The sequence below is a fragment of the Faecalimonas sp. LCP19S3_D12 genome (assembly GCF_052121495.1).
Classification (GTDB): Bacteria; Bacillota; Clostridia; order Lachnospirales; family Lachnospiraceae; genus Faecalimonas.
The window spans coordinates 1-25416 of the sequence record NZ_JBQKED010000002.1; the positions used below are offsets into that span (position 1 = coordinate 1).

The 25416-nt window shown below is 38.5% G+C and carries 24 protein-coding genes and 2 pseudogenes; 4 read left to right on the forward strand and 22 right to left on the reverse strand.

Annotated features, from left to right (window positions below; genetic code table 11):
- Nucleotides 1-306: 306 nt before the first annotated feature.
- Nucleotides 307-975, reverse strand: coding sequence for a thioredoxin family protein (locus ACTQXY_RS00640; protein ID WP_441657850.1), 669 nt, complete (start codon nucleotides 973-975; stop codon nucleotides 307-309).
- An 11-nt stretch (nucleotides 976-986) separates the two neighbouring features.
- Nucleotides 987-1553 carry an alkyl hydroperoxide reductase subunit C gene (ahpC, locus tag ACTQXY_RS00645; RefSeq protein WP_441657947.1) on the reverse strand — a complete coding sequence of 189 codons (567 nt, stop codon included), beginning with the start codon at nucleotides 1551-1553 and terminating at the stop codon, nucleotides 987-989.
- Between the two features lie 226 nt (nucleotides 1554-1779).
- On the opposite strand from ahpC, the gene ACTQXY_RS00650 reads away from it, so the two are divergent.
- On the forward strand, nucleotides 1780-1971 hold the full coding sequence (locus ACTQXY_RS00650) for a hypothetical protein (RefSeq protein WP_022250407.1): 192 nt from the start codon (nucleotides 1780-1782) through the stop codon (nucleotides 1969-1971).
- Nucleotides 1972-2028: 57 nt separating this feature from the next.
- Here ACTQXY_RS00650 and ACTQXY_RS00655 read toward each other — a convergent pair whose 3' ends face one another.
- From ACTQXY_RS00655 to ACTQXY_RS00675, 5 genes are read right to left on the reverse strand one after another with little or no spacing between them, the layout of a single operon-like run.
- Complete coding sequence (locus ACTQXY_RS00655) at nucleotides 2029-3438, reverse strand: oxaloacetate decarboxylase subunit alpha (RefSeq protein ID WP_022250408.1); 1410 nt, start codon at nucleotides 3436-3438, stop codon at nucleotides 2029-2031.
- A 17-nt stretch (nucleotides 3439-3455) separates the two neighbouring features.
- Nucleotides 3456-4607: a sodium ion-translocating decarboxylase subunit beta gene (locus tag ACTQXY_RS00660; protein ID WP_441657851.1), complete on the reverse strand. Its 1152-nt coding sequence runs from the start codon at nucleotides 4605-4607 to the stop codon at nucleotides 3456-3458.
- 15 nt (nucleotides 4608-4622) lie between these two features.
- Complete coding sequence (locus ACTQXY_RS00665) at nucleotides 4623-5009, reverse strand: biotin/lipoyl-containing protein (protein WP_441657852.1); 387 nt, start codon at nucleotides 5007-5009, stop codon at nucleotides 4623-4625.
- A 27-nt stretch (nucleotides 5010-5036) separates the two neighbouring features.
- Entirely contained in the window at nucleotides 5037-5789 is a 753-nt protein-coding gene (locus tag ACTQXY_RS00670; protein ID WP_441657853.1) for an OadG family transporter subunit, read from the reverse strand.
- A gap of 26 nt (nucleotides 5790-5815) precedes the next feature.
- A complete protein-coding gene (locus tag ACTQXY_RS00675) occupies nucleotides 5816-7252 on the reverse strand; it encodes a carboxyl transferase domain-containing protein (protein WP_441657854.1) in 1437 nt (478 codons plus the stop codon).
- Between the two features lie 227 nt (nucleotides 7253-7479).
- Here ACTQXY_RS00675 and ACTQXY_RS00680 point away from each other — a divergent pair, with 227 nt between their 5' ends.
- Nucleotides 7480-9267: an aminopeptidase P family N-terminal domain-containing protein gene (locus ACTQXY_RS00680; protein WP_441657855.1), complete on the forward strand. Its 1788-nt coding sequence runs from the start codon at nucleotides 7480-7482 to the stop codon at nucleotides 9265-9267.
- 28 nt (nucleotides 9268-9295) lie between these two features.
- On the forward strand, nucleotides 9296-10669 hold the full coding sequence (locus tag ACTQXY_RS00685) for a POT-type proton-dependent oligopeptide transporter (RefSeq protein ID WP_441657856.1): 1374 nt from the start codon (nucleotides 9296-9298) through the stop codon (nucleotides 10667-10669).
- 62 nt (nucleotides 10670-10731) lie between these two features.
- On the opposite strand, the gene ACTQXY_RS00690 is transcribed toward ACTQXY_RS00685, so the two are convergent.
- The 11 genes and pseudogenes from ACTQXY_RS00690 to ACTQXY_RS00740 form a co-directional block, all read right to left on the reverse strand.
- Nucleotides 10732-12723: a 2-isopropylmalate synthase gene (locus ACTQXY_RS00690; RefSeq protein ID WP_441657857.1), complete on the reverse strand. Its 1992-nt coding sequence runs from the start codon at nucleotides 12721-12723 to the stop codon at nucleotides 10732-10734.
- A 103-nt stretch (nucleotides 12724-12826) separates the two neighbouring features.
- Nucleotides 12827-14068, reverse strand: coding sequence for a serine hydrolase (locus ACTQXY_RS00695; RefSeq protein ID WP_441657858.1), 1242 nt, complete (start codon nucleotides 14066-14068; stop codon nucleotides 12827-12829).
- Between the two features lie 10 nt (nucleotides 14069-14078).
- On the reverse strand, nucleotides 14079-14648 hold the full coding sequence (gene scpB, locus ACTQXY_RS00700) for an SMC-Scp complex subunit ScpB (RefSeq protein WP_441657859.1): 570 nt from the start codon (nucleotides 14646-14648) through the stop codon (nucleotides 14079-14081).
- The gene (locus tag ACTQXY_RS00705) at nucleotides 14638-15423 is read right to left on the reverse strand and encodes a segregation/condensation protein A (protein ID WP_441657860.1); all 786 of its coding nucleotides are present in this window, start codon (nucleotides 15421-15423) and stop codon (nucleotides 14638-14640) included. The genes scpB and ACTQXY_RS00705 overlap by 11 nt, the downstream gene beginning before the upstream one ends.
- A 91-nt stretch (nucleotides 15424-15514) precedes the next feature.
- On the reverse strand, nucleotides 15515-16546 hold the full coding sequence (locus ACTQXY_RS00710; RefSeq protein WP_441657861.1) for an ATP-binding cassette domain-containing protein: 1032 nt from the start codon (nucleotides 16544-16546) through the stop codon (nucleotides 15515-15517).
- 1 nt (nucleotide 16547) lies between these two features.
- Nucleotides 16548-17219 (reverse strand): molybdate ABC transporter permease subunit, encoded by a 672-nt coding sequence (gene modB / locus ACTQXY_RS00715; RefSeq protein ID WP_441657862.1) that lies wholly within the window; start codon nucleotides 17217-17219, stop codon nucleotides 16548-16550.
- Between the two features lie 3 nt (nucleotides 17220-17222).
- Nucleotides 17223-18020 carry a molybdate ABC transporter substrate-binding protein gene (modA, locus tag ACTQXY_RS00720; protein WP_441657863.1) on the reverse strand — a complete coding sequence of 266 codons (798 nt, stop codon included), beginning with the start codon at nucleotides 18018-18020 and terminating at the stop codon, nucleotides 17223-17225.
- A 17-nt stretch (nucleotides 18021-18037) separates the two neighbouring features.
- Nucleotides 18038-19003 carry a GTP 3',8-cyclase MoaA gene (gene moaA / locus ACTQXY_RS00725; protein ID WP_441657864.1) on the reverse strand — a complete coding sequence of 322 codons (966 nt, stop codon included), beginning with the start codon at nucleotides 19001-19003 and terminating at the stop codon, nucleotides 18038-18040.
- On the reverse strand, nucleotides 19000-19872 hold the full coding sequence (locus tag ACTQXY_RS00730) for a metallophosphoesterase (RefSeq protein ID WP_441657865.1): 873 nt from the start codon (nucleotides 19870-19872) through the stop codon (nucleotides 19000-19002). The genes moaA and ACTQXY_RS00730 overlap by 4 nt, the downstream gene beginning before the upstream one ends.
- A gap of 107 nt (nucleotides 19873-19979) precedes the next feature.
- Nucleotides 19980-20774: pseudogene (locus ACTQXY_RS00735) on the reverse strand (D-alanyl-D-alanine carboxypeptidase family protein); the annotation flags it as partial.
- 20 nt (nucleotides 20775-20794) lie between these two features.
- Entirely contained in the window at nucleotides 20795-22372 is a 1578-nt protein-coding gene (locus ACTQXY_RS00740; RefSeq protein WP_441657866.1) for a recombinase family protein, read from the reverse strand.
- 301 nt (nucleotides 22373-22673) lie between these two features.
- Here ACTQXY_RS00740 and ACTQXY_RS00745 point away from each other — a divergent pair.
- Nucleotides 22674-22982: pseudogene (locus tag ACTQXY_RS00745) on the forward strand (IS5/IS1182 family transposase); the annotation flags it as partial.
- Nucleotides 22983-23135: 153 nt separating this feature from the next.
- Here the strand turns inward: ACTQXY_RS00745 and ACTQXY_RS00750 are convergent.
- The 4 genes from ACTQXY_RS00750 to ACTQXY_RS00765 all read right to left on the reverse strand — a co-directional run bounded on the left by ACTQXY_RS00750 (nucleotide 23136) and on the right by ACTQXY_RS00765 (nucleotide 25392).
- Nucleotides 23136-23399 (reverse strand): Txe/YoeB family addiction module toxin, encoded by a 264-nt coding sequence (locus ACTQXY_RS00750; protein WP_441657867.1) that lies wholly within the window; start codon nucleotides 23397-23399, stop codon nucleotides 23136-23138.
- A complete protein-coding gene (locus ACTQXY_RS00755) occupies nucleotides 23392-23658 on the reverse strand; it encodes a type II toxin-antitoxin system Phd/YefM family antitoxin (RefSeq protein WP_156555407.1) in 267 nt (88 codons plus the stop codon). Before ACTQXY_RS00755 ends, ACTQXY_RS00750 begins: the two co-directional genes overlap by 8 nt.
- Nucleotides 23659-24620: 962 nt before the next feature.
- A complete protein-coding gene (locus ACTQXY_RS00760) occupies nucleotides 24621-25064 on the reverse strand; it encodes a HEPN domain-containing protein (RefSeq protein WP_441657868.1) in 444 nt (147 codons plus the stop codon).
- Entirely contained in the window at nucleotides 25057-25392 is a 336-nt protein-coding gene (locus ACTQXY_RS00765; RefSeq protein WP_441657869.1) for a nucleotidyltransferase domain-containing protein, read from the reverse strand. Before ACTQXY_RS00765 ends, ACTQXY_RS00760 begins: the two co-directional genes overlap by 8 nt.
- Nucleotides 25393-25416: the final 24 nt, after the last annotated feature.

Below are 25416 nucleotides of genomic sequence, written 5' to 3' on the forward strand. Positions count from 1 at the left end.
ATCTCAGTCTTTCTGGGATGAAGGGTATATTTTATTTCTTCATAATAGTCGGTAAAGATTCTTTGTAAGATATTCATAAGTCTATTATGCAGGAAAAAGGAAGAAAAAGAAACCCCCTAACCCCTCAAGATTGAGGGGAAGGGGAGCTGAATAGGCGAAGCCTATTTTTTACCTCGCTCTTCTCTCATGGTCGTTCTTAAGTTAGTAAAATCATATCACACAAAAATTCTCATTTCAATCTCTTTTCCCACAAAACAATTAATTTTGTAGAAAACTCATAATATTTAGCTATCAGTTTTATACACTTTACATAGTTGTCAAACTTTTCACAATTTCATCAATTGTTTTCTGCCCCATCACGACAATTTCATCATTGATAACGGTCATTGGAACACGCTCAATCTTATACTTTTCAATGAGATCCGAATACAATTTTGCATCATACATGTCCGCTGTGACATAGTCGCTTTCCATCGCAATCTTTTGGCATGCAGCCACTACATGTGGGCAGTGATGGCAGGATAAGGATACAAAAATTTTGATTGCAACCGAAAAATCAATTTTCTCAATTTCTTTTTTTGTTTTTCGTTCTAGTTTCTGTCCGGCGCCTCCTGCATTACAAATTGACGCCAAAAAAGAGTTGATCTCTTTTCCTCCCGGCACTCCATGAAAACACGCTCCCGAATATACTCCCGATTCATCATAAATTCCAACAACCGGCAAATGTTCTCCATGAAGTTCTTGGAAAATAACTTCATTCTCATTCTTTCTCCAAAAATGCACCTGTACTTGTTCATTCACAGAGGCAATTGCTTTTAAAAAGGAACCAAGTTCCAGACTCTTTTCATCTTCGAAGTCTAAAACTGCATGCAAAACGACAGTTCGTCTCATCTTTTGAAACAAAGGAGCAATCTGTTGTTTTAATTCTTCTGATACCAATCTACTCTGTCCCGAAATTTTTTTCATCTGATCCATAAAGACTCCTTTTACAGCATTCCAACCAAATCCAAACTTGGCATTAAAGTTTCTTCTCCCGGTTTCCAGTTTGCAGGGCACACCTGTTCTCCGTGCTCTTCTACATATTGAGCTGCTTGAACTTTTCTGAGAAGTTCTTCTGCATTTCTTCCAATTCCAAGATCATGTACTTCATATGCTTTGATTTTTCCATCCGGATTTATAATAAAAGTTCCTCTCAGTGCCTGACCTTTTTCCTTGAGTCTGACGCCAAAAAATTTTGCAAGCTCTCCTGTCGGATCAGCCAACATCGGATATGCAATTTTTTTGATCGTGTCCGATGCGTCTGCCCATGCCTTATGCACAAAATGTGTATCCATGGATACGGAATAAATCTCACAGCCACACTCTTGAAATGCTTCATAAAAATCTTGTAAATCGCCAAGCTCCGTAGGGCATACAAATGTAAAATCTGCCGGATAAAAGAAAAATACAGACCAATGCCCCAGTATATCTTCCTTGGTAATTTCTTCAAATGCCCCGTTGTGATAAGCTTGTACTTTGAACGCTTTTACTTCTTCATTAATCAAACTTCGCATCATTTCACACACCTTTCTTTAATACTGTTACATTTATTATAGATATTTCTTATCTCCTGTTCAAGCTGTTTTCTCAATCCTTCACTTATTTTGTACAATTTTTGCGTATTGTATAGTTTTTCAATAAAATCTGTAAAAAGAAGATTTCTTATGCTTGTCATTTCAACAAGCTTTGCTATAATGAAATCAGATAACTGTTCGACCATGCGAAAGGAGGAAATATATTATGGCAGACAATTTGAGTATCACAAATTTGAACGGTGTTACAGAAGATGAGGATACAACTTGCGGCATCAACGACATGAACTGCTTGTCAGAAGATGAAGATACGACTTGCGGTATCAATGATATGAACTGTGTCGCTGAGGATGAGGATACAACCTGCGGCATCAACGACATGAACTGCTTAGGTGAATAATCCATGCAAAAAAGAGGAACTGCTTTTTATCTGCAGTTCCTCTTTTTGCCTTTTATCTTAGACCGGATAACTTCCGTTTTCTGTATCAGCAACAGTCTGATCAACGCCTGTCTGCTGCGCTTCTCTGTATTTAAAGAAGTCTGTTGCAACCTGTGGGAATAACGCATATGATAATACGTCTTCATCCTGCTGTGACCACTGTGCCATTTCTCCTTTTAATGTATCCAATTCATCCGGAATCAAATCTGCCGGACGGCATGTGATCACTTCTGTATCACCGATACATTTCTTTTGAACTTCTTTGTTAAACGGTTTTACAGTTGCTCCGTATTTTCCGCTCAAGATATCTTTCGTCTCTTTTGTAGCCATCTTGTAGCGTTCACCCATCAATACGTTAAATACAGCCTGTGTACCAACGATCTGCGAAGACGGTGTTACAAGTGGTGGCTCGCCAAGATCCTTACGAACTCTTGGCACTTCTTCAAGCACATCGTAGAATTTGTCTTCTGCCCCTTGTTCCTTTAACTGAGATGTCAGGTTCGATAACATACCACCTGGTACCTGATAAAGCAATGTCTTGATATTTACACCAAGGTTCTTTGGATTTAACAATCCGGAATCCAACGCTTCATCACGAATTGGTCTAAAGTAATCTGCAATCTCTGCCAACAGATTCTGATCAAGTCCTGTGTCATACGGTGTTCCCTTGAATGTCTCTACCATAACTTCTGTAGCCGGCTGAGATGTTCCCATTGCAAATGGCGAAATTGCTGTATCAATTACATCTACTCCCGCTTCAACTGCTTTCAAATATGTCATAGAAGCCACACCTGAAGTATAGTGTGTGTGAAGCTGAATTGGAAGATCTGTTGCATCTTTCATCGCTTCAATCAATTCTGTTGCTTTATAAGGAACCAAAAGTCCCGCCATATCTTTGATACAGATCGATGTCGCACCCATATCTTCGATTTTCTTTGCGATATCCATCCAGTAATCTAATGTATAGGCATCCCCCAATGTGTAAGAAAGTGCTACCTGTGCATCTGCCTTTTCTGCAACTGCAGCTTTTACAGCAGTCTGAAGATTACGGATATCATTCAAGCAGTCAAAAATACGGATGATATCAATTCCGTTTGCTACAGATTTTTTAACGAAGTATTCTACTACGTCATCTGCATATGGACGGTATCCCAAGATATTCTGTCCACGGAATAACATCTGTAATTTTGTATTTTTAAATCCATCACGGAACTTACGAAGTCTCTCCCATGGATCTTCTTTTAAGAAGCGAAGTGATGCATCAAATGTAGCTCCCCCCCAACATTCTACTGAGTGGTAACCTACCTGATCCATTTTATCTACGATTGGAAGCATCTGCTCTGTTGTCATTCTTGTCGCAATCAGAGACTGATGAGCATCACGTAAAATAGTTTCTGTAATTTTAATTGGTTTTTTTGTGATTTCCATTCTATTGTCCTCCATATTTATTTCACTCCAAAGATTGCCATAAATGTTCCGGCTGCTACCGCAGTACCGATTACACCGGCAACGTTAGGTCCCATCGCATGCATCAGCAAGAAGTTGGTAGGATCCGCCTCTGCACCGACTTTCTGAGAAACTCTGGCTGCCATAGGAACCGCAGACACACCTGCTGAACCAATCAGAGGGTTTACTTTTCCGCCCGACAACTTACACATCAATTTACCGAACAGTACACCTGCCGCCGTACCGAACGCGAACGCTACAAGACCTAACACAACGATTTTGATTGTATCCCAGTTCAAGAATGCTTCTGCACTTGTTGTAGCACCAACCGAAGTACCAAGTAAGATAACTACGATGTACATCAACGCATTAGACGCTGTCTCTGTCAGCTGTCTTACAACACCTGATTCTTTGAATAGGTTACCTAACATCAGCATACCAACAAGCGGAGCTGTTGTAGGAAGGATTAAAGAAACAACGATTGTGATAATAATCGGGAACAGAATCTTTTCCAGTTTGGAAACAGGTCTTAACTGCTCCATTTTGATTTTACGTTCTTTTTCTGTTGTCAATAGCTTCATGATCGGAGGCTGAATGATAGGAACGAGTGACATATAAGAGTATGCCGCCACTGCGATTGGTCCTAAAATTGCAGTCTGCTGTAATTTTCCAGCAAGGAAAATAGATGTCGGTCCATCCGCTCCACCGATGATTGAAATTGCCGCTGCTGCTTTGCCAGAGAATCCCATTGCCATTGCTCCAAGGTATGCCGCAAAGATACCAAACTGTGCTGCGGCACCGAGAAGGAAACTCTTCGGGTTGGCGATCAACGGTCCAAAGTCTGTCATCGCTCCAACACCCATAAAGATCAGAGATGGTAAAATTGCCCACTCATCTAATAAATAGAAATAATGTAATAATCCGCCGACCCCGTTTGAAGATTCTTCAATCGACATCATAATGTCCGGATAAATGTTAACTAACAGCATACCAAAGGCGATCGGAACCAATAAAAGTGGCTCAAATCCTTTTGCGATTGCCAAATATAGAAACACACATGCTACCAGAATCATGACATAATTTCCTACTGTAAGGTTAAAAAATGCCGTCTGCTCCATGAGGTTTCCTAATGTACTTGTAATGTATTCCATTTTTTGACCCCCTAGTTAGTTCAATGTAGCCATTACTGCTCCTGCTTCTACTGCATCACCTACTGCCACATCAATACTTGCAACTGTTCCATCTTCCGGAGCTACAACCGGAATTTCCATCTTCATTGCTTCCAGAATGATTACTGTATCTCCTCTGGAAACTTTTTGTCCAACGCTTGCCTCTACTTTAAATACTTTACCTGCTGCTCCTGCTTCTACTTTGATTCCGCCTGCTGCTCCCGCTGCTTTTGGTGCTGCCGCCGGTGCCTTCGGTGCAGGCGCTGCCTTTCTTGGTGCCGCCGGTGCCTTCGGTGCAGGCACTGCCTTTCTTGGTTCTGCTCCGTTTTCTTCTACTGTTACATCATATACATTGCCATTTACTGTGATTGTATAGCTTTTCATTTTTATTTTCCTCCTAAATTCTTCTACTTAATTCCAATTATTTGACGGGCGACGTCTGATAGAGCGCACTACAAAACCATCTGTCGATGTGCCTGTCTGTGCTGCAATCGCAGCTGTAATCACTGCCACTAATTCCAAATCGTCTACATATTCAGTATCTTCTTGTGCCGTCTCTGCAACTACAGGTGTCGCTGTCTGAACCGGCTGCGGACTCTTCTTTGTGAGTTTCTCCACAAATGGTGGAATATATTTGATCAACGAAATCAAAAATGCCAAGAAAATCAAGACAACAAATACGGTTCCCATACCTAATACTGTATTCAATCCTGCTTTTTCCAAAATCTCTGCTGTTGTATATTTTGCTGAAACATCCATAGACTCTAAGTTTAGGTCCTCATCAAACTTAAATTCTATCGTTGCCTCTCTGTCTTCATATTCTGCCAATGTAGAAACAGAAAGTTCTTTATCGGATGCTTCAAACTCATATTCACCATGTTTTACATAAGAGCCACACTCTTTTTCAGCTCCCTCCCACGCATCAAGCATAGACAGGAAATTATCCCCCTCAATCGGAAGTCCTGACTGCATCATCGTGTAATCCAGCTGGTAGTCTGAAAGAGATCTGAATTGCTCAAACCCTTCTTTTCCCATCTGGGAAAAACTAGTGATAAGTGTCTCTGTTATCTGTTGTGCTGCCGATTCATCATATTCGGTGTCTGCTTTCTGGGAACACCCTGCAAAACTAAGCGATGCCGCCAAAACACATACTATTAAGCTCATTCTTTTCTTCACTTTGCCTCACCTCACTAAACCGTTCCGTGTTTTTTTGCCGGGCGGTCTTCTCTCTTTGTGAACAGCATCTCAAATGCACCTATCAAATATTTTCTTGTATCTGCAGGTTCAACGATCGTGTCTACATAGCCACGTCTTGCCGCAGACATCGGACTTGACTGAATCTCTCTGTATTCTGAAGCCTTTGCATTGATTGTCTCTGCATCCGAATCCGCATACATAATTTTTGCTGCCAATGTCGAATCCATCATTCCAATCTCTGCTGTTGGCCATGCATATACCATATCAGCCCCGATAGATTTGCTGTTCATTGTCACATAAGCACTTCCATATGCTTTTCCAATAATTACATTTACTTTTGGTACTGTTGCATTTGCAAATGCATAAGTTAATTTTGCTGCTTCCCTTGCAAGTGATTTTTCAGAACATTTGCTCGCCTCAAATCCTGTCACATTTGTAAGGGTTACAACCGGGATATTGAATGCATCACAGAAGTTCACAAAATCAGCCGCTTTCTTACATCCGCGCACAGACAATGTTCCGCCAAATTCCTGCACGGCGCTACCTTCTTCATCATATATCTTTGCGCGGTTTGCAACAGCTCCGATTGTCATTCCATTCAAGCGGATAAAACCGGTCACCATATCTTTTCCGTATTCTTTCTTTGTCTCAAAGAATACATTGTCATCAGATACTAAAGTAAGAATGATAGAGGTATCCTCCACTGCATTCTCAATACCTTCACAAACACGGTTTAAATCGTCAAGACACTCATCATAAGACGCATCATCTTCATTGTTTGTTGGGAGCATGCATACTAAAGAACGAATTTGTCCAAGGATCTCATCTTCTGTTCCAACTCCATCAACTAAACCGGATTCTTCGCTCTGGAATTTTGCAGATGAAGTGTCACATTTTGAAACCTCATTTCCTGCAATTGCATTTGGAGCATTTAAGAATAATTTTCCTTTTCCTTCCATAAACGTAAAATCAGTCATCGCAGATGCAACTGCAAGTCCACCACCACATTTTCCAAAAACTGCTGTAATCTGTGGAATCACCCCCGATGCCATAGCCTGCTTCATATAAAGGCTGCCAAATCCATTCAATGCATCCGTTGCCTCTTGAAGTCTTAATCCTGCGCAGTCTACAAGACCAATAACCGGCGCTCCCATCTTCATTGCCATATCATAAATATTGGCAATCTTCTTTGCGTGCATCTCTCCGATCGCTCCTTTTAAAACAGAAGCATCCTGGCTGTATACATACACCAAATTGCCGTCAATCACTCCATAACCTGTGATGACACCATCAGCCGGAGTCTCTTTCTCCTGCATGTTAAAGTCGGTTGTTCTTGCTGTAACTGCACCACCGATTTCAACAAAGCTTCCTTCGTCAAGTAAAGTGGCAATTCTTGTACTTGCGAGGTTTTTAGATGTTGTGTTGCTCATAAATCTAGTCCTCCATTTTTATATATTTTTTTAAAGTTAAACCAATTTTCTGCCAATTATAAGTATATCTTATATTTTTAGAAATAGCAATTCTTTTTCCACAATATTTGATATTTTTTTCACACACCCTACTTTCTTAAAAAAACATTTGTACCTGTCTTTCGTTTATGCTACAATTCAACTTACGGGATAATAATTTACTAAATTACTTTAAGGAGGTATTCGGATTGAACATATCAGACAGAATAGTGAAGCTTCGTTCTTTTATGGAAGAAAAACACATCGATGCTTATGTTGTGCCATCTGCAGATAATCATCAAAGTGAATATGTCGGTGAGCATTTTAAATCCAGAGAATTTATCACTGGTTTTACAGGTTCAGCGGGAACCGCTGTAATCACAAAAGATGCTGCAGGTCTTTGGACAGACGGACGTTATTTTATTCAGGCGGAAGCGCAGCTGGCCGGGAGTGGTATAACACTCTATCGCATGGGTAACGCAGGAGTTCCAACTGTCTCAGAGTATCTTGACTCTGTACTCCCTGAAAATGGGACTTTAGGATTTGACGGACGTGTCATCGCTATGCAGGAGGGAAAAGATTTCGCAGAACAATTTTCTTATAAGAATATCCGTATTGAATACTCTTACGACCTTGTGGATGCCGTTTGGGAAGAACGGCCAAGCCTTGCAGCCGAACCTGTATTTTTGCTGGATGAAAAATTTTCCGGTGAATCCACGACTTCTAAGCTCTCCCGTTTGAGAGACTCAATGAGGGAAAATGGTACTGACGTACATGTTTTGACTACATTGGACGATATTGCATGGCTTCTTAATATCAGAGGAAACGATGTAATGTATTCTCCTCTTGTTCTGAGTTATGCTGTAGTCACGATGAATGAAGTACATTTATTTATAGATGAAAGCAGACTAGATGAACATGTAAAATCAGAACTTAAAAAGGATAATGTTGTTTTCCATCCATATAATGACATTTATACTTTTGTAAAAGACTTTGATTCTAATAACACAGTCCTGATTGACCCTGCAAGAATCAATTACGCTTTGTATAATAATATCCCGGATAGTACGAAAAAAGTTGAAAAGACTAATCCTACTATTTTATATAAAGCAATGAAGAATGATGTAGAGATTGAAAACATCAAAAAAGCACACGTAAAAGACGGCGTTGCCCATACCAAATTTATGTATTGGTTAAAGACAAGTCTTGGCAAAGAAAAGATAACTGAGATGAGCGCATCAGACAAACTAGAAAGTCTACGCGCCAAACAGGACGGTTTCTTGTGGCCTAGTTTCGAGCCAATCTGTGCATTTAAGGCAAATGCTGCAATGTGTCACTACACTTCTTCCGCAGAGACAGACTGTGAGTTGACAGCCGGAAATCTGTTCTTAACAGATACTGGCGGAAATTACTATGAAGGTTCCACAGATATCACAAGAACTGTTGCTTTAGGAGAGATCAATGATGAGTTGAAACTTCATTTCACAACAGTTTTAAGAAGTATGATGAGCCTGTCAAGAGCCAAATTTTTGTATGGCTGCTGCGGTTATAATCTTGATGTATTAGCCCGCCAGCCAATGTGGGAGTTAGGTCTTGATTACAATCACGGTACCGGACACGGCGTTGGTTATCTTCTAAATATCCACGAAGGACCTACTGGTTTCAGATGGCGCATTCGCGGACATGAAGCACATCCGTTGGAAGCCGGCATGGTGATTACAGATGAACCTGGTATTTATATCGAGGGTTCTCATGGTATTCGTACCGAAAATGAATTAGTAGTACGAAAAGGTGAAGAGACTGAGTATGGACAGTTTATGTACTTTGAACCAATCACCTATGTACCTATTGATTTGGATGCAATCAATCCAGATCTTCTGAGGGAAGATGAAAAAGCCTGGCTGAATGCATATCATAAGCAAGTTTATGATATCATTGCTCCTCATCTGACAAAAGAGGAGGAAGAATGGCTTCGCATCTACACGAGAGAAATTTAAAATAACTTTATTGGGAGGACTTTTATTTATGGGAACAGCAAAAAAAGCAAAATATCCGATTGGATTTTACATTTGTTGTATCACTTACACATTTGAACGTTTTGCGTTCTATGGTACAAAACCGCTTTTAGCATTATTCCTTGCTGCATCTGTAGCAGAAGGCGGTATTGGAGTAACTAAAGCACAGGCTGGTGAAATCGCAGTTTGGCTTACTTCACTTACATACATCACACCAATTGTCGGCGGATGGTTAAGCGACCGTTTCTTAGGTGCCAGATATGCCGTTACACTTGGATGTATCATTATGGGTCTTGGCTATTTCTGCGGATGGCAGGCACACAGCGTACCTATGGTATGGATAATGATTTTAGTCGTATCTATCGGTACTGCATTCTTCAAGGGAAACCTTGCTGCTATTATCGGACGTCTGTTTGATGATCAGGCTTTACTGGATTCAGCATTTTCTATCCAATATTCATTCGTTAACATTGGTTCTTTCTTTGGATCTATGATTTGTGCAACATTATACATGTACACATTTAAACAAGGACAAGTGTTAGGTTTCCGTCAAGTATTCTTGCTTAGCGGTATTCTTGTAATCATCGGTGGTATTTTCTTTACACTCTGCTATGGAAAATTACAGGGACAGGGTATCAAGCCATTTAAATATCTTACAGATACAAGCGGAAATGTAATCGGTGAAGTAAAGAAAGAAAAGAAAGAGAAATCAACAGCTCCACTTACATCAAAAGAGAAGAAAAACGTATGGGCTATCGTTTTGGTATCTGCCATCTCAATTATTTTCTGGCTGGCTTACTATCAGCAGGACGTTGTTCTTACATTCTACTTACAGGATTATGTAAACAGAGACCTTGGTTTCTTCGAACTTTCACCAGCTCACTTAACAACAACATGGAATGGTCTGTTATGTATCGTTCTCAGTTTGGCAGCTGCTAAATTGTGGGCAAAATTAGCAAAAAGACCTCAAGGTGACTTGTCCATGTTCAGTAAAATCACTCTTGCATTTGTATTTTTGGGACTCTCTTACATTATGCTTGTAATGACAGAGTTAACAAGAGGGGTTGGTGCTCCATCTTCTGTAAAAGGTAATGTAATGTGGATCTTCTTATTCGGAATCTTCCTTACAATCGGTGAGATTTGCTTCTCCCCACTCGGAAACTCTTTCGTAAGTAAGTATGCTCCAAAGAAATACTTATCTGTATTGATGGGGGTTTGGACTTTAGCAACATTCTTTGCAAACTTAATCAACGGTCAGTTCCAGAAAATCGTTGAAAAAATGGGTATTATGCCAGTATTCGTAACATTTGCAATCGTTGCATTCATCTGTGCGGTTGTTATGTTCTTACTGACAAAACCATTAAACAAGTTGACAGAAGAATAAAATTTCTATATAAAAAAACTGGTTTGAAGCTTATTTTCAAATCAGTTTTTTATATTCTTTATTTATTCCTTTTGATTCCGATACTGCACAGGTGTCATATCACATGTCTTTTTAAATAATCTGTTAAAATGCTCTACATTCTGATAGCCAACTGCCAATGCTACTTTTTCTACAGTCATATTTCCTGTCTTTAACAAATTCTTTGCTTTTTTCATTCTTGCTTTTTTGACGATTTCTCCAAATGTCATGCCTGATTTTTCCTTAATATATTTTGACAAATACGGCTTTGATAAAAAGAATTTTTCAGAAAGATCATCTAATGTCACATGCAAATAATTCGTCTGGATATAATTTAAAATTTCTATCATTCTCTCCTCTTTTTCATCGTTGGCATGCTGTATCTCTTCAATTTTATTTACCGCAACAGTCAACGCCTGTATAGATGCCTTGATGATATCTGCATCGATTCCGACTCCCCAGTGTACCTTTCCTTTACAGTTCACCCCTACATATGCCACTGCCTTTGATGACGATCCTTTTGTCAGAGAATGTTCTTCATAAAAAGATAACTCGTAACCGATATTAAAATATTGTTTGATTGCATTGCTGACAGCATCCAAACGTCCATTTCCAACACCTGTCATCACATATTTTTTGCCACCATAGCAAATGGTCACATCTGCTTTCATGCCATCTTTCTGTTCAAAATGACACTCATCAATTGTAAACGTATTTTGGATATGAATATAATGCTCTTCAAAAATATGATATATCCATTCCGGAGTAAGTTCTTTATGTGCCTTGTCTGACACATCTTTTACAAGATACCCAACTTCCTCCCGCATTTTCTCCGGAAGACTAATGCCAAAACTTTGTTTTAATATGTAGTTTACGCCGCCTTTTCCTGACTGACTGTTAATACGAATCACATCTGAATCGTATTCTCTTCCAACATCTTTTGGGTCAATCGGAAGATATGGAACCGTCCAATGGGCGCGATCTTTTTCTTCTCTATATGCCATTCCTTTCGCAATTGCATCTTGATGTGATCCCGAAAATGCAGTAAATACCAATTCCCCAGCATATGGCTGTCTCTCGTACACATGCATTCTTGTCAGTCTCTCGTATTTTTCACAAATCTCTCTCATATTTGAAAAATCAAGTTTGGGATCCACACCATGAGAAAACATATTCATCGCCAGTGTGATGATATCCACATTTCCTGTTCGCTCTCCATTTCCAAATAAGGTTCCCTCGATTCTGTCAGCTCCTGCAAGCACACCAAGTTCTGCATCACAGACTCCGCATCCTCTGTCGTTGTGTGGATGCAGACATAAGATCACATTTTCTCTGTACAGCAGATTTTTGCTCATATACTCTACCTGTGTTGCAAACACATGCGGCATTGCATTTTCAACAGTTGTCGGAAGATTGATGATGACTTTATTGTCCTTCGTCGGTCTCCACTCTTCCAACACTGCATTACACACTTCCAATGCATAATCAACCTCGGTCCCAGGAAAACTCTCTGGGCTGTATTGAAATGTAAAGTTTCCTTCTGTCTCATCCGCAAGTTTTTTTAACAGTTTTGCACCGTCAATTGCAATCTGCTTTACTTCTTCTTTTGATTTTTTGAACACCTGCTCTCGTTGCGCTACCGATGTCGAATTATATAAATGAATTACTGCATGCGGTGCTCCTTTGACTGCCTCAAATGTCTTCTTGATGATATGTTCACGCGCCTGTGTCAGCACTTGAATCGTCACATCATCCGGAATCATATTCTGCTCAATCAAGGTTCGCAGAAACTGATACTCTGTCTCTGAAGCTGCCGGAAACCCGACTTCAATCTCTTTGAATCCAATTGCTAAAAGCATCTGAAAAAATTCTATCTTTTCTTCCAAACTCATCGGCTCAATCAGTGCCTGATTTCCATCTCGCAAATCCACACTGCACCAAATCGGCGCTTTGTCAATATAATCTTTTTTTACCCAATCATAGCTGATTTCAGGCGGCATAAAATAACTTCTCTCATATTTTTCAAAATTCTTCATCTTTCTTACCCCTTCGTTAAAATAAATCAATTTTGTTATCTTTATTTATCCTACCATATTTATCCATCACGTAACAGTGACAAATTTAATCATTTTTATTGATTTATTTTAACATATACATAGCGAAGAGCTTTTGTAAGTACCACATAAATGTTTTTTGCGGCACTGACTTTGTAATTACAAGCGGATATTCTTTTATTTTAAAATCTTTCAGATAATATGTAACACTCCCTACAGTCTCCCCTGCCTGAACGGGTGCTTTCAATGTCTTTTTGATATCAGTCTTGATATCTACTGTTTCCCCCTCCTTCAATAAAAATGGCAGTTCCTGCGTATCTGTTTTGATTTTTGTCTCTGCCATCGCCACATCAAAAATATCATCACTTTTGGGAATCCCATTTTCAACGATGATACAAGAACTGTCCTGTTTTTGGAATACATTCTCGTATTCATATTTTTGAAGTCCATACTCCATCAATGCTTTCGTATCTTTCCATTTATAACCTTTATTGTTCGGCCACCCACACCCTAAAAGTGCCACGATAAATGTCCGTTCTCCTTGCTTTAAAGCCCCAACATAGCAATACCCTGCATCACCTGTAAAACCAGTTTTCCCAGACAGCGCTCCATCCATCATCCCTAAAAATGCATTATGATTATTACAGGAAAATTGTCTCTTTCCTTCTACATCTGTAAATGTGTGGTTCTGCGCCTGGGTTATCTCCAAAAACAGCTCTTTTTGAGGCGAAACCTTAATACAATACCGCATGATTTTGGCCAGTTCTTCCGCTGTTGTAGAATGTTTCCCATTTTCATCAGAAGCATCCAGACCGTTTGGTGTTATAAAATATGTATCCTTACATCCGATTTCTTCTGCCTTCTCATTCATCATTCGAGCAAATCCCTCTACTGTTCCTCCCACCTGTTCTGCAATTGCAACTGCTGAATCATTGTGAGACTCCAGCATCAAAGAGTATAAAAGATCACGCAAATAGAATTGTTCTCCATTTGCCATTCCCAAATGTACTCTCGGCTGTCTTGCCGCATTCTCTGACACAGTGACAATTTGATCTGGTTCTCCTTTTTCCAATGCTAAAATACAGGTCATAATCTTTGTGGTACTTGCCATTGCTTTTTGTTCATATCCATTCTTTTCAAACAAAACACGCCCACTATCCGCATCCATAAGGACTGCTGACTGGGCGTATAATTGTTTTGGCTCCTCCTCTTTTGCATATGAGGTTATCCCAAAAAGGAGTACACATGTCAATATAAATACTAATATCCGTTTCACGATGTCCCGCCTATTGATTCTTTTGTTCAATATATGCAGTGCATGAAACATCCATTCCTGTTTAGAGATTCAGACGCAACTGTACCTCATCTTCTGCCTCCGATTTGAAATCCTCCATTTTTTCCGGGTTGATACTCGGGAGTTCATCAACAGACTGCACGCTGAATCTTCTAAGAAATTCCTCCGTGGTGCCGAATAAAAGCGGTCTTCCAGGTGCATCTAGTCTTCCGACCTCCGCAACCAGATCATATTCAATCAGCTTATTAACTGCATGGTCTGATTTCACCCCGCGAATCTTTTCAATCTCAAGCTTTGTAATCGGCTGTTTATACGCAATAATCGAGAGCGTCTCCAGTGCAACATCCGTCAGAACATGACGTTTAGGCTGTTTGGCAATTCGGATCAAATACTCATACGTATCCTTTTTGGTACACATTTGAAATGCATTTTCCATTTCAATAATATGAATTCCCCTATCTTCTTTTTCATATCGATCCATCATATTGTGTATTACTTTTCGTGTTGTCTCCACATCCTGCTCTAATGTTCTTGCAATCTTATCAAGTTCAACCGATTCTCCCATTGTAAAGAGGATCGCTTCTATAATCCCTTCCATCTTTTTAATCTTCATTCTCTGTATTCCACCTTTCACCGGATTGCGAATCTTGTCGAGAAGTAATCATAATCTCTCCAAATGTATGCTCCTGTTCAATCGTGATTGCTCCGACTTTCATCATCTCCAAAACAGCAAGAAATGTAACTACAATGTGCAGTTTTGACTTCTGGTGCATCAAAAGATTACGAAAACTGAATTTGTGATGTGTTCTGATATACTCATTCAGATATTCCATCTTATCATCCACGGTCACTTCTTCTTTCTCAATTTTACCAAATGTACTTCTTACAGGATCTATCTTATCATTTTGACGTCTCATGACATCTTTAAATATCCGATTCAGTCTTGCCAAAGTAAGTCCATCCAAAAGCTCATCCAAATCAAATGGCTGTTGGTAGGTTTTGACTTCCTCCGGTATGTCCGGGCCTTTGAACATCATACGCTCACCATCAATCTGACGATCTCGAAGCTCATATGACATATATTTATACATCTTATATTGCAGAAGCTGCTCTACAAGCTCTTGTCTTGGGTCTTCCTCCTCCCCCTCTTCGTTGACTTCTTTCGGAAGAAGCATCTTGCATTTAATGTCCAACAGTGTTGCTGCCATCAGAAGAAATTCGCTCATAATATTCAAGTCCTTCTTCTGCATCTCACGGATATAATCCATATACTGATTGGTAATCTCCACAATCGGAATGTCGTAGATATCAATCTTATTTTTTTCAATCAAGTGCAAAAGCAGATCAAGCGGTCCCTCAAACACTTGCAATTTCACCGGTATTCCCATTTATCTGTCTTCCTTTTCCCTTACTCACTGCTATTTATTATACGGGATAGTACACTTTTCGACAAGTTCTTTCTCAAGGATTCCGCTATTACTACCGCAAAAATAAAAGTGCCTCTTCCCAAAAAGAAATATACGCTTCTTCCTTTTCATGATAAATCGGAACTTGGCTTTTTGGAAGTTCCATGCGCAAAGCTTTTTTCGCTCCATCCGGTCTCAGAAGATAAATCATATCAAAGGTCGACTCAATCACATGCTCCACAACACATTTTGCATCCGCATATTCTCTTTCCCTGATTACTTTTATATCATGCGCCCGGATTCCAAGTGATTTTCCAATCACTTTTTCTGAACATACAATTCTTTTTCTGATGTTCCAGTCCTTACAATATATATATTGCCCCTCTGTTACAATCTCTGTTATGTTTTTACACCCCGTCAGGATTGCTGCTGAAACCGTCTTTGGATTTTTGAAAATTTCCTTTTTTTCACCTGTCACTTCTACTTTTCCGTTATGAATCACCGCCATTTTATCACAGAGCCGATAAACCTCATCTCTGTTGTGAGAAACAAAGAGAATTGTGCTGTTATATAGTTTTGCAAGCTCCATGATCTGCTGTTCTAATTTCCATTTTAAATAGCTGTCAACTGCTGAAAACGGTTCATCCAAAAGTATCATCTCAGGATTGAGAATGAGAATTCTCGCAAGTGCCACTCGCTGTTTTTGTCCACCCGAAAGCATATACGGATATTTCTTTTCAAGCCCTTCCAGAAAGAACATCTTCACAAAACGCGCGACCTCTTCTTTTCTTCGCTTTTTCTCAATACCGATTCCGATGTTTTCTTCAACAGTCATGTTTGGAAACAATGCATAATCTTGAAATAAATAACCGATTTTTCTCTTCTGCGGCGGCAGATTAATATGTTTTTCCGAATCAAACAGCACTTTACCGTTCAACACAATCTTTCCCGTATCCGGTCTCTCAATCCCTGCGATACATCGAAGTGTCAGACTTTTCCCACAGCCGCTTTCCCCAAGAACTGCAAAAAATTCATTCTCTGCCTCAAAAGCCACATCCAAGGTAAATCCTTCTATTTTTTTCTTAATATTTACCGAAAGAGACATCTTATTTCCTCCTAATTGCATATTTCATCTGCTGTCTGTTTACAAGATTCATAAGCAAGATTGATAAAAAAGAAATCAGCATGATAACCCCAACCCATTGGTATGCCTGTGTGCGGTTTCCGTTTTGCATAGCAGAATATACCGCTATCGCCACTGTCTGTGTTTTTCCCGGAATGTTTCCGGCAAGCATGATTGTTGCGCCAAATTCTCCGAGAGCTCTTGCAAATGCCAAAATCGTTCCTCCTGCAATTCCCGGAAAGCAGTTCGGGAAAATAACTTTCCAAAAGATCGTGTAATTAGAAAGACCTAACGTTTGTCCCGCATACACTAGATTCTGATCCATCTGTTCAAATGCACTGCGTGCAGTTCGGTACATCAATGGAAAAGATACAACCACAGATGCGATCACCGTACCTGCAAATGAAAACACAATCGGCATTCCATGTTCGGAAAGCCACGCTCCCAACGGACTGCTTTTTCCAAAGAAAAGCAATAGAAAAAAGCCGACGACTGTCGGCGGCAGTATCATCGGCAATGTCAATATTGTATCCAATACCGCTTTTCCATGCTTTATTTTTATGACTTTATAGGCAGTCCAAAGTCCGGCAAAAAATGTAATGACTGTTGCCAGACACGCTGTTTTTAACGATAAAAGAAGTGGTGAGATATCCATTGATTACTCCTCATAATTCGTAAATCCATACGCTGTAAATACAGATTTTGCTTCATCCGTTTTCAAGTATTCCATAAATTGTTCTGCCGCTTTGGCATTCTCACTGGATTTGACAACTCCCGCCGGATAGATTACCGGATCACATGTCCCTTGCGGTGCTTCACAAATTACTTTCACATTCTCTTCTATCATCGCATCTGTAGCATAAACGATTCCGCAGTCTACATTGTTTGTGGCAACCCAATCCAGTACCTGTCTGACATTAGTCGCCAAATTCGCCTTCGCTGCGACCTGATCCCATAATCCCAAATTTTTATAAATTTGTTCTGTGTACTGTCCTACCGGAACATCGGCATTTCCAATTGCAACCATGGATACTTTATCTGTTGCCACGTCTTCAAAAGAGCTGATCTCTGTTTTCGCATCTTTTGGCTGAATCAAGACAACCTTATTTTCCAAAAGTTTCACAATACTGTCCTTTTTAATAAATCCACCTTCATCCAATTCATCCATCTGTTTCATCGCCGCAGAAATAAAAATATCTGCCGGAGCGCCCTCTTCAATCTGCGTTTTCAATGTACCGGAAGAATCAAAATTAAACACAAACTTTACATTTTCGTGTTCTTTTTTATATGTCTTAGAAATCTCCGTCAATGCATCTGTCATGCTAGCTGCCGCCAATATGTGCAATTCAACTTCTTGTTTCCTCTTTTCTGCTTTCTTTTCTTCTTTTATACATCCCGCCATACCAATCATAACCGCAAACGCAGTTAATAAACACACTAACTTTTTTCTTTTCATTTTGTCTATCCTTTCTTTTATCCTCCGATTCTGGACATTGCCTCTCCCTCTATGCAATCACATCCAAATCGATGTTCTCTTGGTTTTTCAAGTAAGCCCTTTTCCAATAATTGCTTCAATTCCTCTTCGCAGGCACCTTGACGCAAGGCGCTCTTTAGGTCTACCGCATTTTCTGATTGCAGGCACAACCGCAGTTTTCCATCACAAGTGAGACGTATACGGTTGCACTGATTACAGAATTTGTGACTGACTGCACTGATAAAGCCAATCTTTCCACAAAACTCAGGCAATTCATAATAGACACTCGGACCAAATCCGATTCGCTCCTCGCACCTTCTCATAGAACCATAAACATCTTCTAGCAATGCCTTTATTTCTTCTTCCAGACTTCCATTTTCTTTTCGATTCTGAATCGGCATCAGTTCAATAAATCTCACATGAATTCTATATTTCTTTGCAATTTCTGCCATACATACGGCATCTTTTTGCCAATCTTTTCCAGCTAGAACACAATTTATCTTCACGTTAATCTGCTCATAGGGAAGAACCGAAAAAATTCCCTTCCACACATCTTTTACCTCACCATTTCGTGTCAGTTTTCGAAATTTTTTCTCTTCCAATGTGTCCAGACTGATATTGATTCCATCAATACCCGTTTCTGACAACTTTTCAATATAGTTTGGAAGCAGAATACCGTTCGTAGTAAGCGTTACCGTCTCAATTCCTTTGGTCTTTTTTAATCTGCCAATAAATTCCGTCACATTCTTTCGAAGCAGAGGCTCTCCTCCAGTTATCTTTATGTGTTTGATTCCCAGTGCTACCGCTGCCTTACCCACTGTTAACAATTCCTCATAAGTCAACACTTCGCTGTGAGAAATCCACGTCACACCTTTTTCCGGCATACAATACACACAACGCAGATTGCATCGGTCTGTGACAGATATTCGAAGATAATCAATCAATCTTCCATACTGGTCTTTCATGATTTTTCTCCTCCTATCTGAAGAACAATCATCTCCGCCGGATTAAAAAGACGGAACCGAAACGTATGCGTTCCAAGTCCTTTACTTACTACAACAGCCTTTTCTCCTTCCATAGTCAATTCGCCTGAATATTTCGGAAATAACCTTGCCTGAGGCGTAATGACACCGCCAAGTTTCGGAACTCTTACAATCCCTCCATGTAAATGTCCGGACAAAATTAAATCTGCTCCCCATTTCAGATAGGTCTTTGCAAACACCGGGTTATGCGCAAGCAAAATCTCATAATGTCCTTCAAAAGCTTCACCGATACAGTTTTCTACTTCTTCCACCGGAAGTTCTATGTTTTCAAATTTTTTATAATATCGATGCGGAATTTCCAACCCATATACATCAACAGCCTGTCCATCCCAGCTTAATCTGACTCCTTCATTTTCCAAAAAGTGAATTCCTGCACGCTTTAACTGTTCTTGATATACCGCATAAGTCTCACCATATTTTTCTGTATTTTCCTTCATCCGCTGTTCGTGATTCCCATTGGCATAATATACATCACAAATAGCAGGAAGTGCAGAGACAAATTCTTTTGCTGGCTTTGGTGAAACTCCTTCTTTCCCAATCAACATATCTCCGGCAATCAGTATCAGATCCGGGTTTTCTCTCCGTATTGCCGTCAAAAGCTTCTGATTATTCTTTCCATAACATTGGTTATGCAAGTCACTTAGCACAACAACCTTCCGTTTCCTCTTCAGCTTTTGCAGTTTGGATGATTGTATATTGTAATAGGTCGTTCTAAATACATGATTCTCCCGCCAAGATTCCATAAGCACGGTCAATAACACGATTCCAAGTACAATAATCACATTTCCCATACCGCCACTCCCGCCTTCTTTTTCTTTTCCATTCCATAAAACAGTACAGATCCAAATCTGAACCTGTACTATTATTTCTCTAGCATTATATAATTTTTTAACTCATTCTACAATAGAAAATTTTGAAATATCTCTGCAAATGCATGTTTAAACTGCATTTTCCCTACACTCTTTTGTATCTGTATCGAAATCTCCCCAATTTTCTTTCCATTCAACAGATATGTAACCGTCCCGACTTTTTCTCCTTTTTTTACCGGAGCCTGTTTTTCCTGATCGATTTCGATTTTTCGCTTCATCCCTGATAAATTGGCTCCTGTTGTGTCAATATATTGAAATTCCGTCTCCACAGCGACAGGCACCTCTTTTTCAATTCCACCCCTTATTTTCAAAGGCTCTAATTCAAACGGAGTGGTATCTTTGTATTTCGTACATTTTCCAAATCCATAATTTAGAAGCGTTGTCGCATCTTTAAATCTCGCCTTCGGATCCGGCGCCGCCATGATTACTGCAATCAGTTCTAAATCATCTTTCTTTGCAGTTGCCGACAGACAAAATTTTGCCTTGCTTGTCGAGCCGGTCTTTAGCCCTGTCGCATACTGATACTGTCTGATCAGTTTATTGGTATTCGCAAGGCCAAACTCCGTTGTTCCCTTCTTGGTCGTATGTGTAATGTTTTCCATCCATATCGTAGAATAGTCGTGAATTTTCGGATATCTCGTGATCAATTCTCTCGACATCAGGGCAATATCCCGCGCTGTCGTCACATGTCCGTCTGCATCAAGTCCATTACAGTTCAAAAAATTCGTGTGTTCCATACCGAGTTCCTTTGCCCTTGCATTCATTTTTGCTACAAATTCTTCCTCACTGCCCCATATGTGCTCTGCCATTGCCACACATGCGTCATATAAGCATAGTAGACATTTTATAGATATGGATTAGAAAAACGATAGTAAATGTCAATTGCACCATCGTCATGCACTTCAATTCTGTTTATCAATTCCAAAACCATCTCTCTAGTAAGTTTTGATACATTAATATAATTTTTGAATGCTTCTGTCCATTCATCATATTGATGATTTAATTCTTCTTGCATATCTACTTTTTCAGATATACTTTCTTTTTGTCTCTTCAACTTCGAAATCTTTTTATCATAGTCTGAGATGTAACTTACATAGTCTGTTTTACTAATCAGCTCCTCCATAAAATTATCGTATGTTTTTCGTTTGTAACTTTCAATCTTTTGAATCTCTTGTTGAATCTGTTCCATCTGAAGTTCATAATTTGTCTGATAAGCTTCGACTGCTTTAAACTTTTTCAGATCATCTATATCCTTTTCTGTCAAAATTTTTTTCGCTTCTTCTCGTATGGAACATAATACCGCTTCTTCCAGTTCATCATTTTTAATACGATGACTGTCACAAAATCGTTTCCCCTGTTGCTTATATGTCTTACAAATATATCCAATAAATCCACGATCTCCTCTTCGTGCATACTGTCTCCCCATGGCATGTTTGCAATCTGCACAAAAAATAAGACCTGAAAACAATCCATTCACTTGATTGCCATTTACACTCCTAGTTTTAATCTGTTGTATCTCCTGCGCCCTTGCAAATGTATCTCGGCTGATAATTGCCTCATGGGTATTTGGTACAATGATCCATTGTTCTTTTGGAAGTTTTTTCTTTTTCTTATCTTTATAGGATAACTTATTTGCCCTGTTCTGAACCATATCCCCGACATACACCTGATTATTTAATATTGTATGTATTGTCTGATACGACCAATTCTTCGTCGTTTCCATGACTCTACAATTTTTATAATTTTCACCAAGTATTTGTTGTTTATATAAGGTAGGAATTAATACTCCATCAGCAGATAAAACAGAACCGATTTTTGCTTTACCACAACCACTTAAATACATCGAAAATATCCTTCTTATAATATTCGCTGCATATTCATCAACAATTAAATGATTGTGATTGCTTGGATCACGTTTATATCCATATGGACAAGACGACCCTAAAAACTGCCCCTTCTTCATTTTAATTTTAAATGAACTACGGATATTATCAGACAAATCTTCACAATACCACTCATTCACCAATCCATTAATCTGACGGGATTTTTTATTTGAAGCTACTGCTGTATCAACACCATCAACAACTCCGATAAAACGGATTCCCAAATTCGGAAAATCATGGTGTAAATATTTTTCAATATGTTCCATGTTCCTGGAAAATCTCGCTTGTGTCTTTGCAATTACAATATCAAAGAGTCCTAACTTGGCATCCTCAAGCATCTCTTCAAATCCAGGTCTGTCATCATATAATCCACTTTCGTCATCATCACAATAGATTTTTACGACTTCAAAATTATTCGTCAAGGCATATTCTATCAATAATAATCTTTGATTTTTTATACTTGCGCTCTCATCACCTTCTCTTAATTTATCTAAATCCTCTTTGCTCAATCTAAGGTATAATACCGCACGATTTTTCATATATACATTGCTCCTCTAGCGTTAAAATATTATACCCTTATGACATATACTAATAAAAAGTATACACCATAAGGGCAACGATTGTCATTATTATTTGCTATGTCTTTTAATTATATTTTTCATACACTCAACCAGTGCTTTATCTCCATAAATCACGTTTACTTTTACTTTTTTTGTATTTTTATTTGTCAATTTAATCCTCACTTTTTTGTTTTAATATATGCTTAAAATAGTTTGTACTATAACACAATCATTTTCATTTAAGCAGCAATGTCTACTTTCCATTTCAGCATAAAAAGATGAGAAAATTAAAAACTTCGATCTAGATCTGGTCATAATGGATGCTGGTTATAAAACACCTGCGATTGCACACCTATTATTAGAATACGAAATCAAACCTCTTTTCCCTTACAAACGTTCTATGACAAAAGAAGGTTTTTTCAAGAAATATGAATATGTCTATGATGACTATTATGACTGCTATATCTGTCCAGAGAATCAGGTTTCAAAATATAGCACAACAAACCGAGAAGGATATCGAGAATATAAGAATTATGGATTATTCTGCAGTACCTGTACACACTTGCATCAATGTACAGAAAGCAAAGAGCTTGCTGGTGAGAGATCATCCATAAAATTGAAACAGTCGTGTATAATTCCGATAACAAGCAACTTGTAAGGTGTCCAACCGAGCAAGAAGCACAAGAATTTATACACGACAACTGTTAAATTATAGTTGATAACCCAAAGGGTATCAAAGCTATTAAGTATCACTATAATGATAACGGCATGACAAGATATAAACATTTTCCTCGTCTATACTGTAAATCAATCTGTCCTTATCATTGATACGTCTGCTCCAAAAGCCAACAAGATTTCCTCTCAATGGTTCCGGCTTTCCAATACCTTCATTTCCATTTCTGCAAATATCTTCTATCAGGGAATTGATTTTCTTTAAAGTTTTTCTATCTTCTGTTTGCCAATACACATAGTCTTTCCAGCCATTATCGGTAAAAACTTTATTCATTTACGCTATCCTCCAAAAGATTATGCATAGCACATTTCCCTTTTTCTAACTGTGCTTTGGACTCCATCAACCAATCATAGTTACTTTTGTTACCCATGACATGCATATTTTCCAACATATTGTTATAGGTTTCTTCTGAAATCATCACGACATTCTTATTATCTTTTCTTGTAACGATCATTGTCTCATAATCATCTGTTACTTTATCCATATAAGACTTCATATTTTCTCTGAGGTTTGTATAGTTTACTGCTAACATAAAATTCCCTCCAATCATTAATAAGTACAATTTTCTGTACTTATTATAACGTGCAATTTTCTGTATGTCAATCTGATTTGTATTGTTATATGTAATTATATGTAATATACCGGAGATGATTCATTATTATATTTTTCACGGTCGAGTTTTTGACCATATGATTATTGATAATGTATGCATAAATATGCATGTATTGTTTTTTATTCAGTCGAACCAAAAACATAAAGAAATAAAATAGTTTACTAAATATTCATCTCCTAGACCGCCTATTCTATAAGGGTTCTCGTTTTTCACTTTTACAGATTGCGTTCGAGAAAAGGCTCGAATACCCTTTATGTTATAAGCGCTCTCACATCATTATTCGTTTTTAATTGCCACTATTTTACCAGAATTTAATCATCACTAGTATTAGTGTAATGGTTATTCGAACAAGTGTATTGCTATGCATTATAACAGCATGATTATACATAACATTACATCAGTAAACGCTCCACACATCAAGTAAAATAAGCATTTCCGCACTATTGAAGATAAAAATCTCGAACTGCTGCCGAACATAGCTTTTATCGTTCATTGCAGAGGTAACAAGATTCAGAAAATCAATTGCTTTTCCATTAGTTCCACGGTATACTATGGATGTAAATCAAACAAAGGGAGATGATACAAATCAAGATAGAACTCAAACCACAAAATTAATTAAAAATATTTTTCCATAAAATCCATAATAAATCAGAAGATATTTTATTTTCCATTATCACAAAAATACCTGAGCACTTAATCCCATCCTTCTTGATGAACTGGACAGAACGCTATACCACGAATCGTATAGAATCTTTAAAACAGCAAATCGTCCGTGACCGTTGGAAATCTGTTGAATTAAATAAAGCTATAGAACATATTTGCGACACACATCAGAATACAAAATAAGCACTAAGAATTATATTTCCAAGTGCTTATCTATATCATTCTATATTTTCTGTAAGTAGAGCAGCTTCTTTACTACTCTCATATACTTCATCAGTTTCTAAATATTTTCCGATACAATCTAATATAAATTCCGCAGTATGATACTGCTCCTCTGCCTGCGCTTTAGATGCAAGATAGAAATCATCATAATCGCTCTTTTCCCGTAATTGTTTCAATGTTCCCAAACGTCTACCAAGCTCTCTTTCAAATATACCTTTTGCCACGAATTCTTTATTGAAATAAGCAACAACATCTTTGTGTCGCTTAAAGTCAATTGTTCCTAAAGCTAATACAGCCTTAATTGCATAAAATGAAGCGTAATAAGAGCGGTTGATACTGTCCTTATAAAATTCCGCATCTAAACAGTGCTTTGCAACCTTTAAACTATCCTTTGCTTCTTCCATCCGATACTTACTCAAATCAATCTGTCTATTATCCATTCAGCAAAATCCCTTCTTTCTGTATGTTGTTATAAAATGGCAACGCCCCTAACCAATAATTAAAATGTTCTTCATTCTTTATAACAACACTGATTTCAATTCCATATTCCATCTCATAATCAAACGCTAAATCAAATATTTTTGTTTCAACCTTTTCAATCTCCGAATCCGTCAAAGTTGTTAAAATCATAATATCAACATCTGAATTATCATTATAGTCGCCCCTTGCATAAGAACCATATAAAATAACTTTTCTCAGATTCTTTCCCAAAATAGCCTTTACTCCTCGTGAAAATCCAAGCAATATGTTGTATCTATCATCCGACATATAATCACCTCGTTTTCTGTTTTT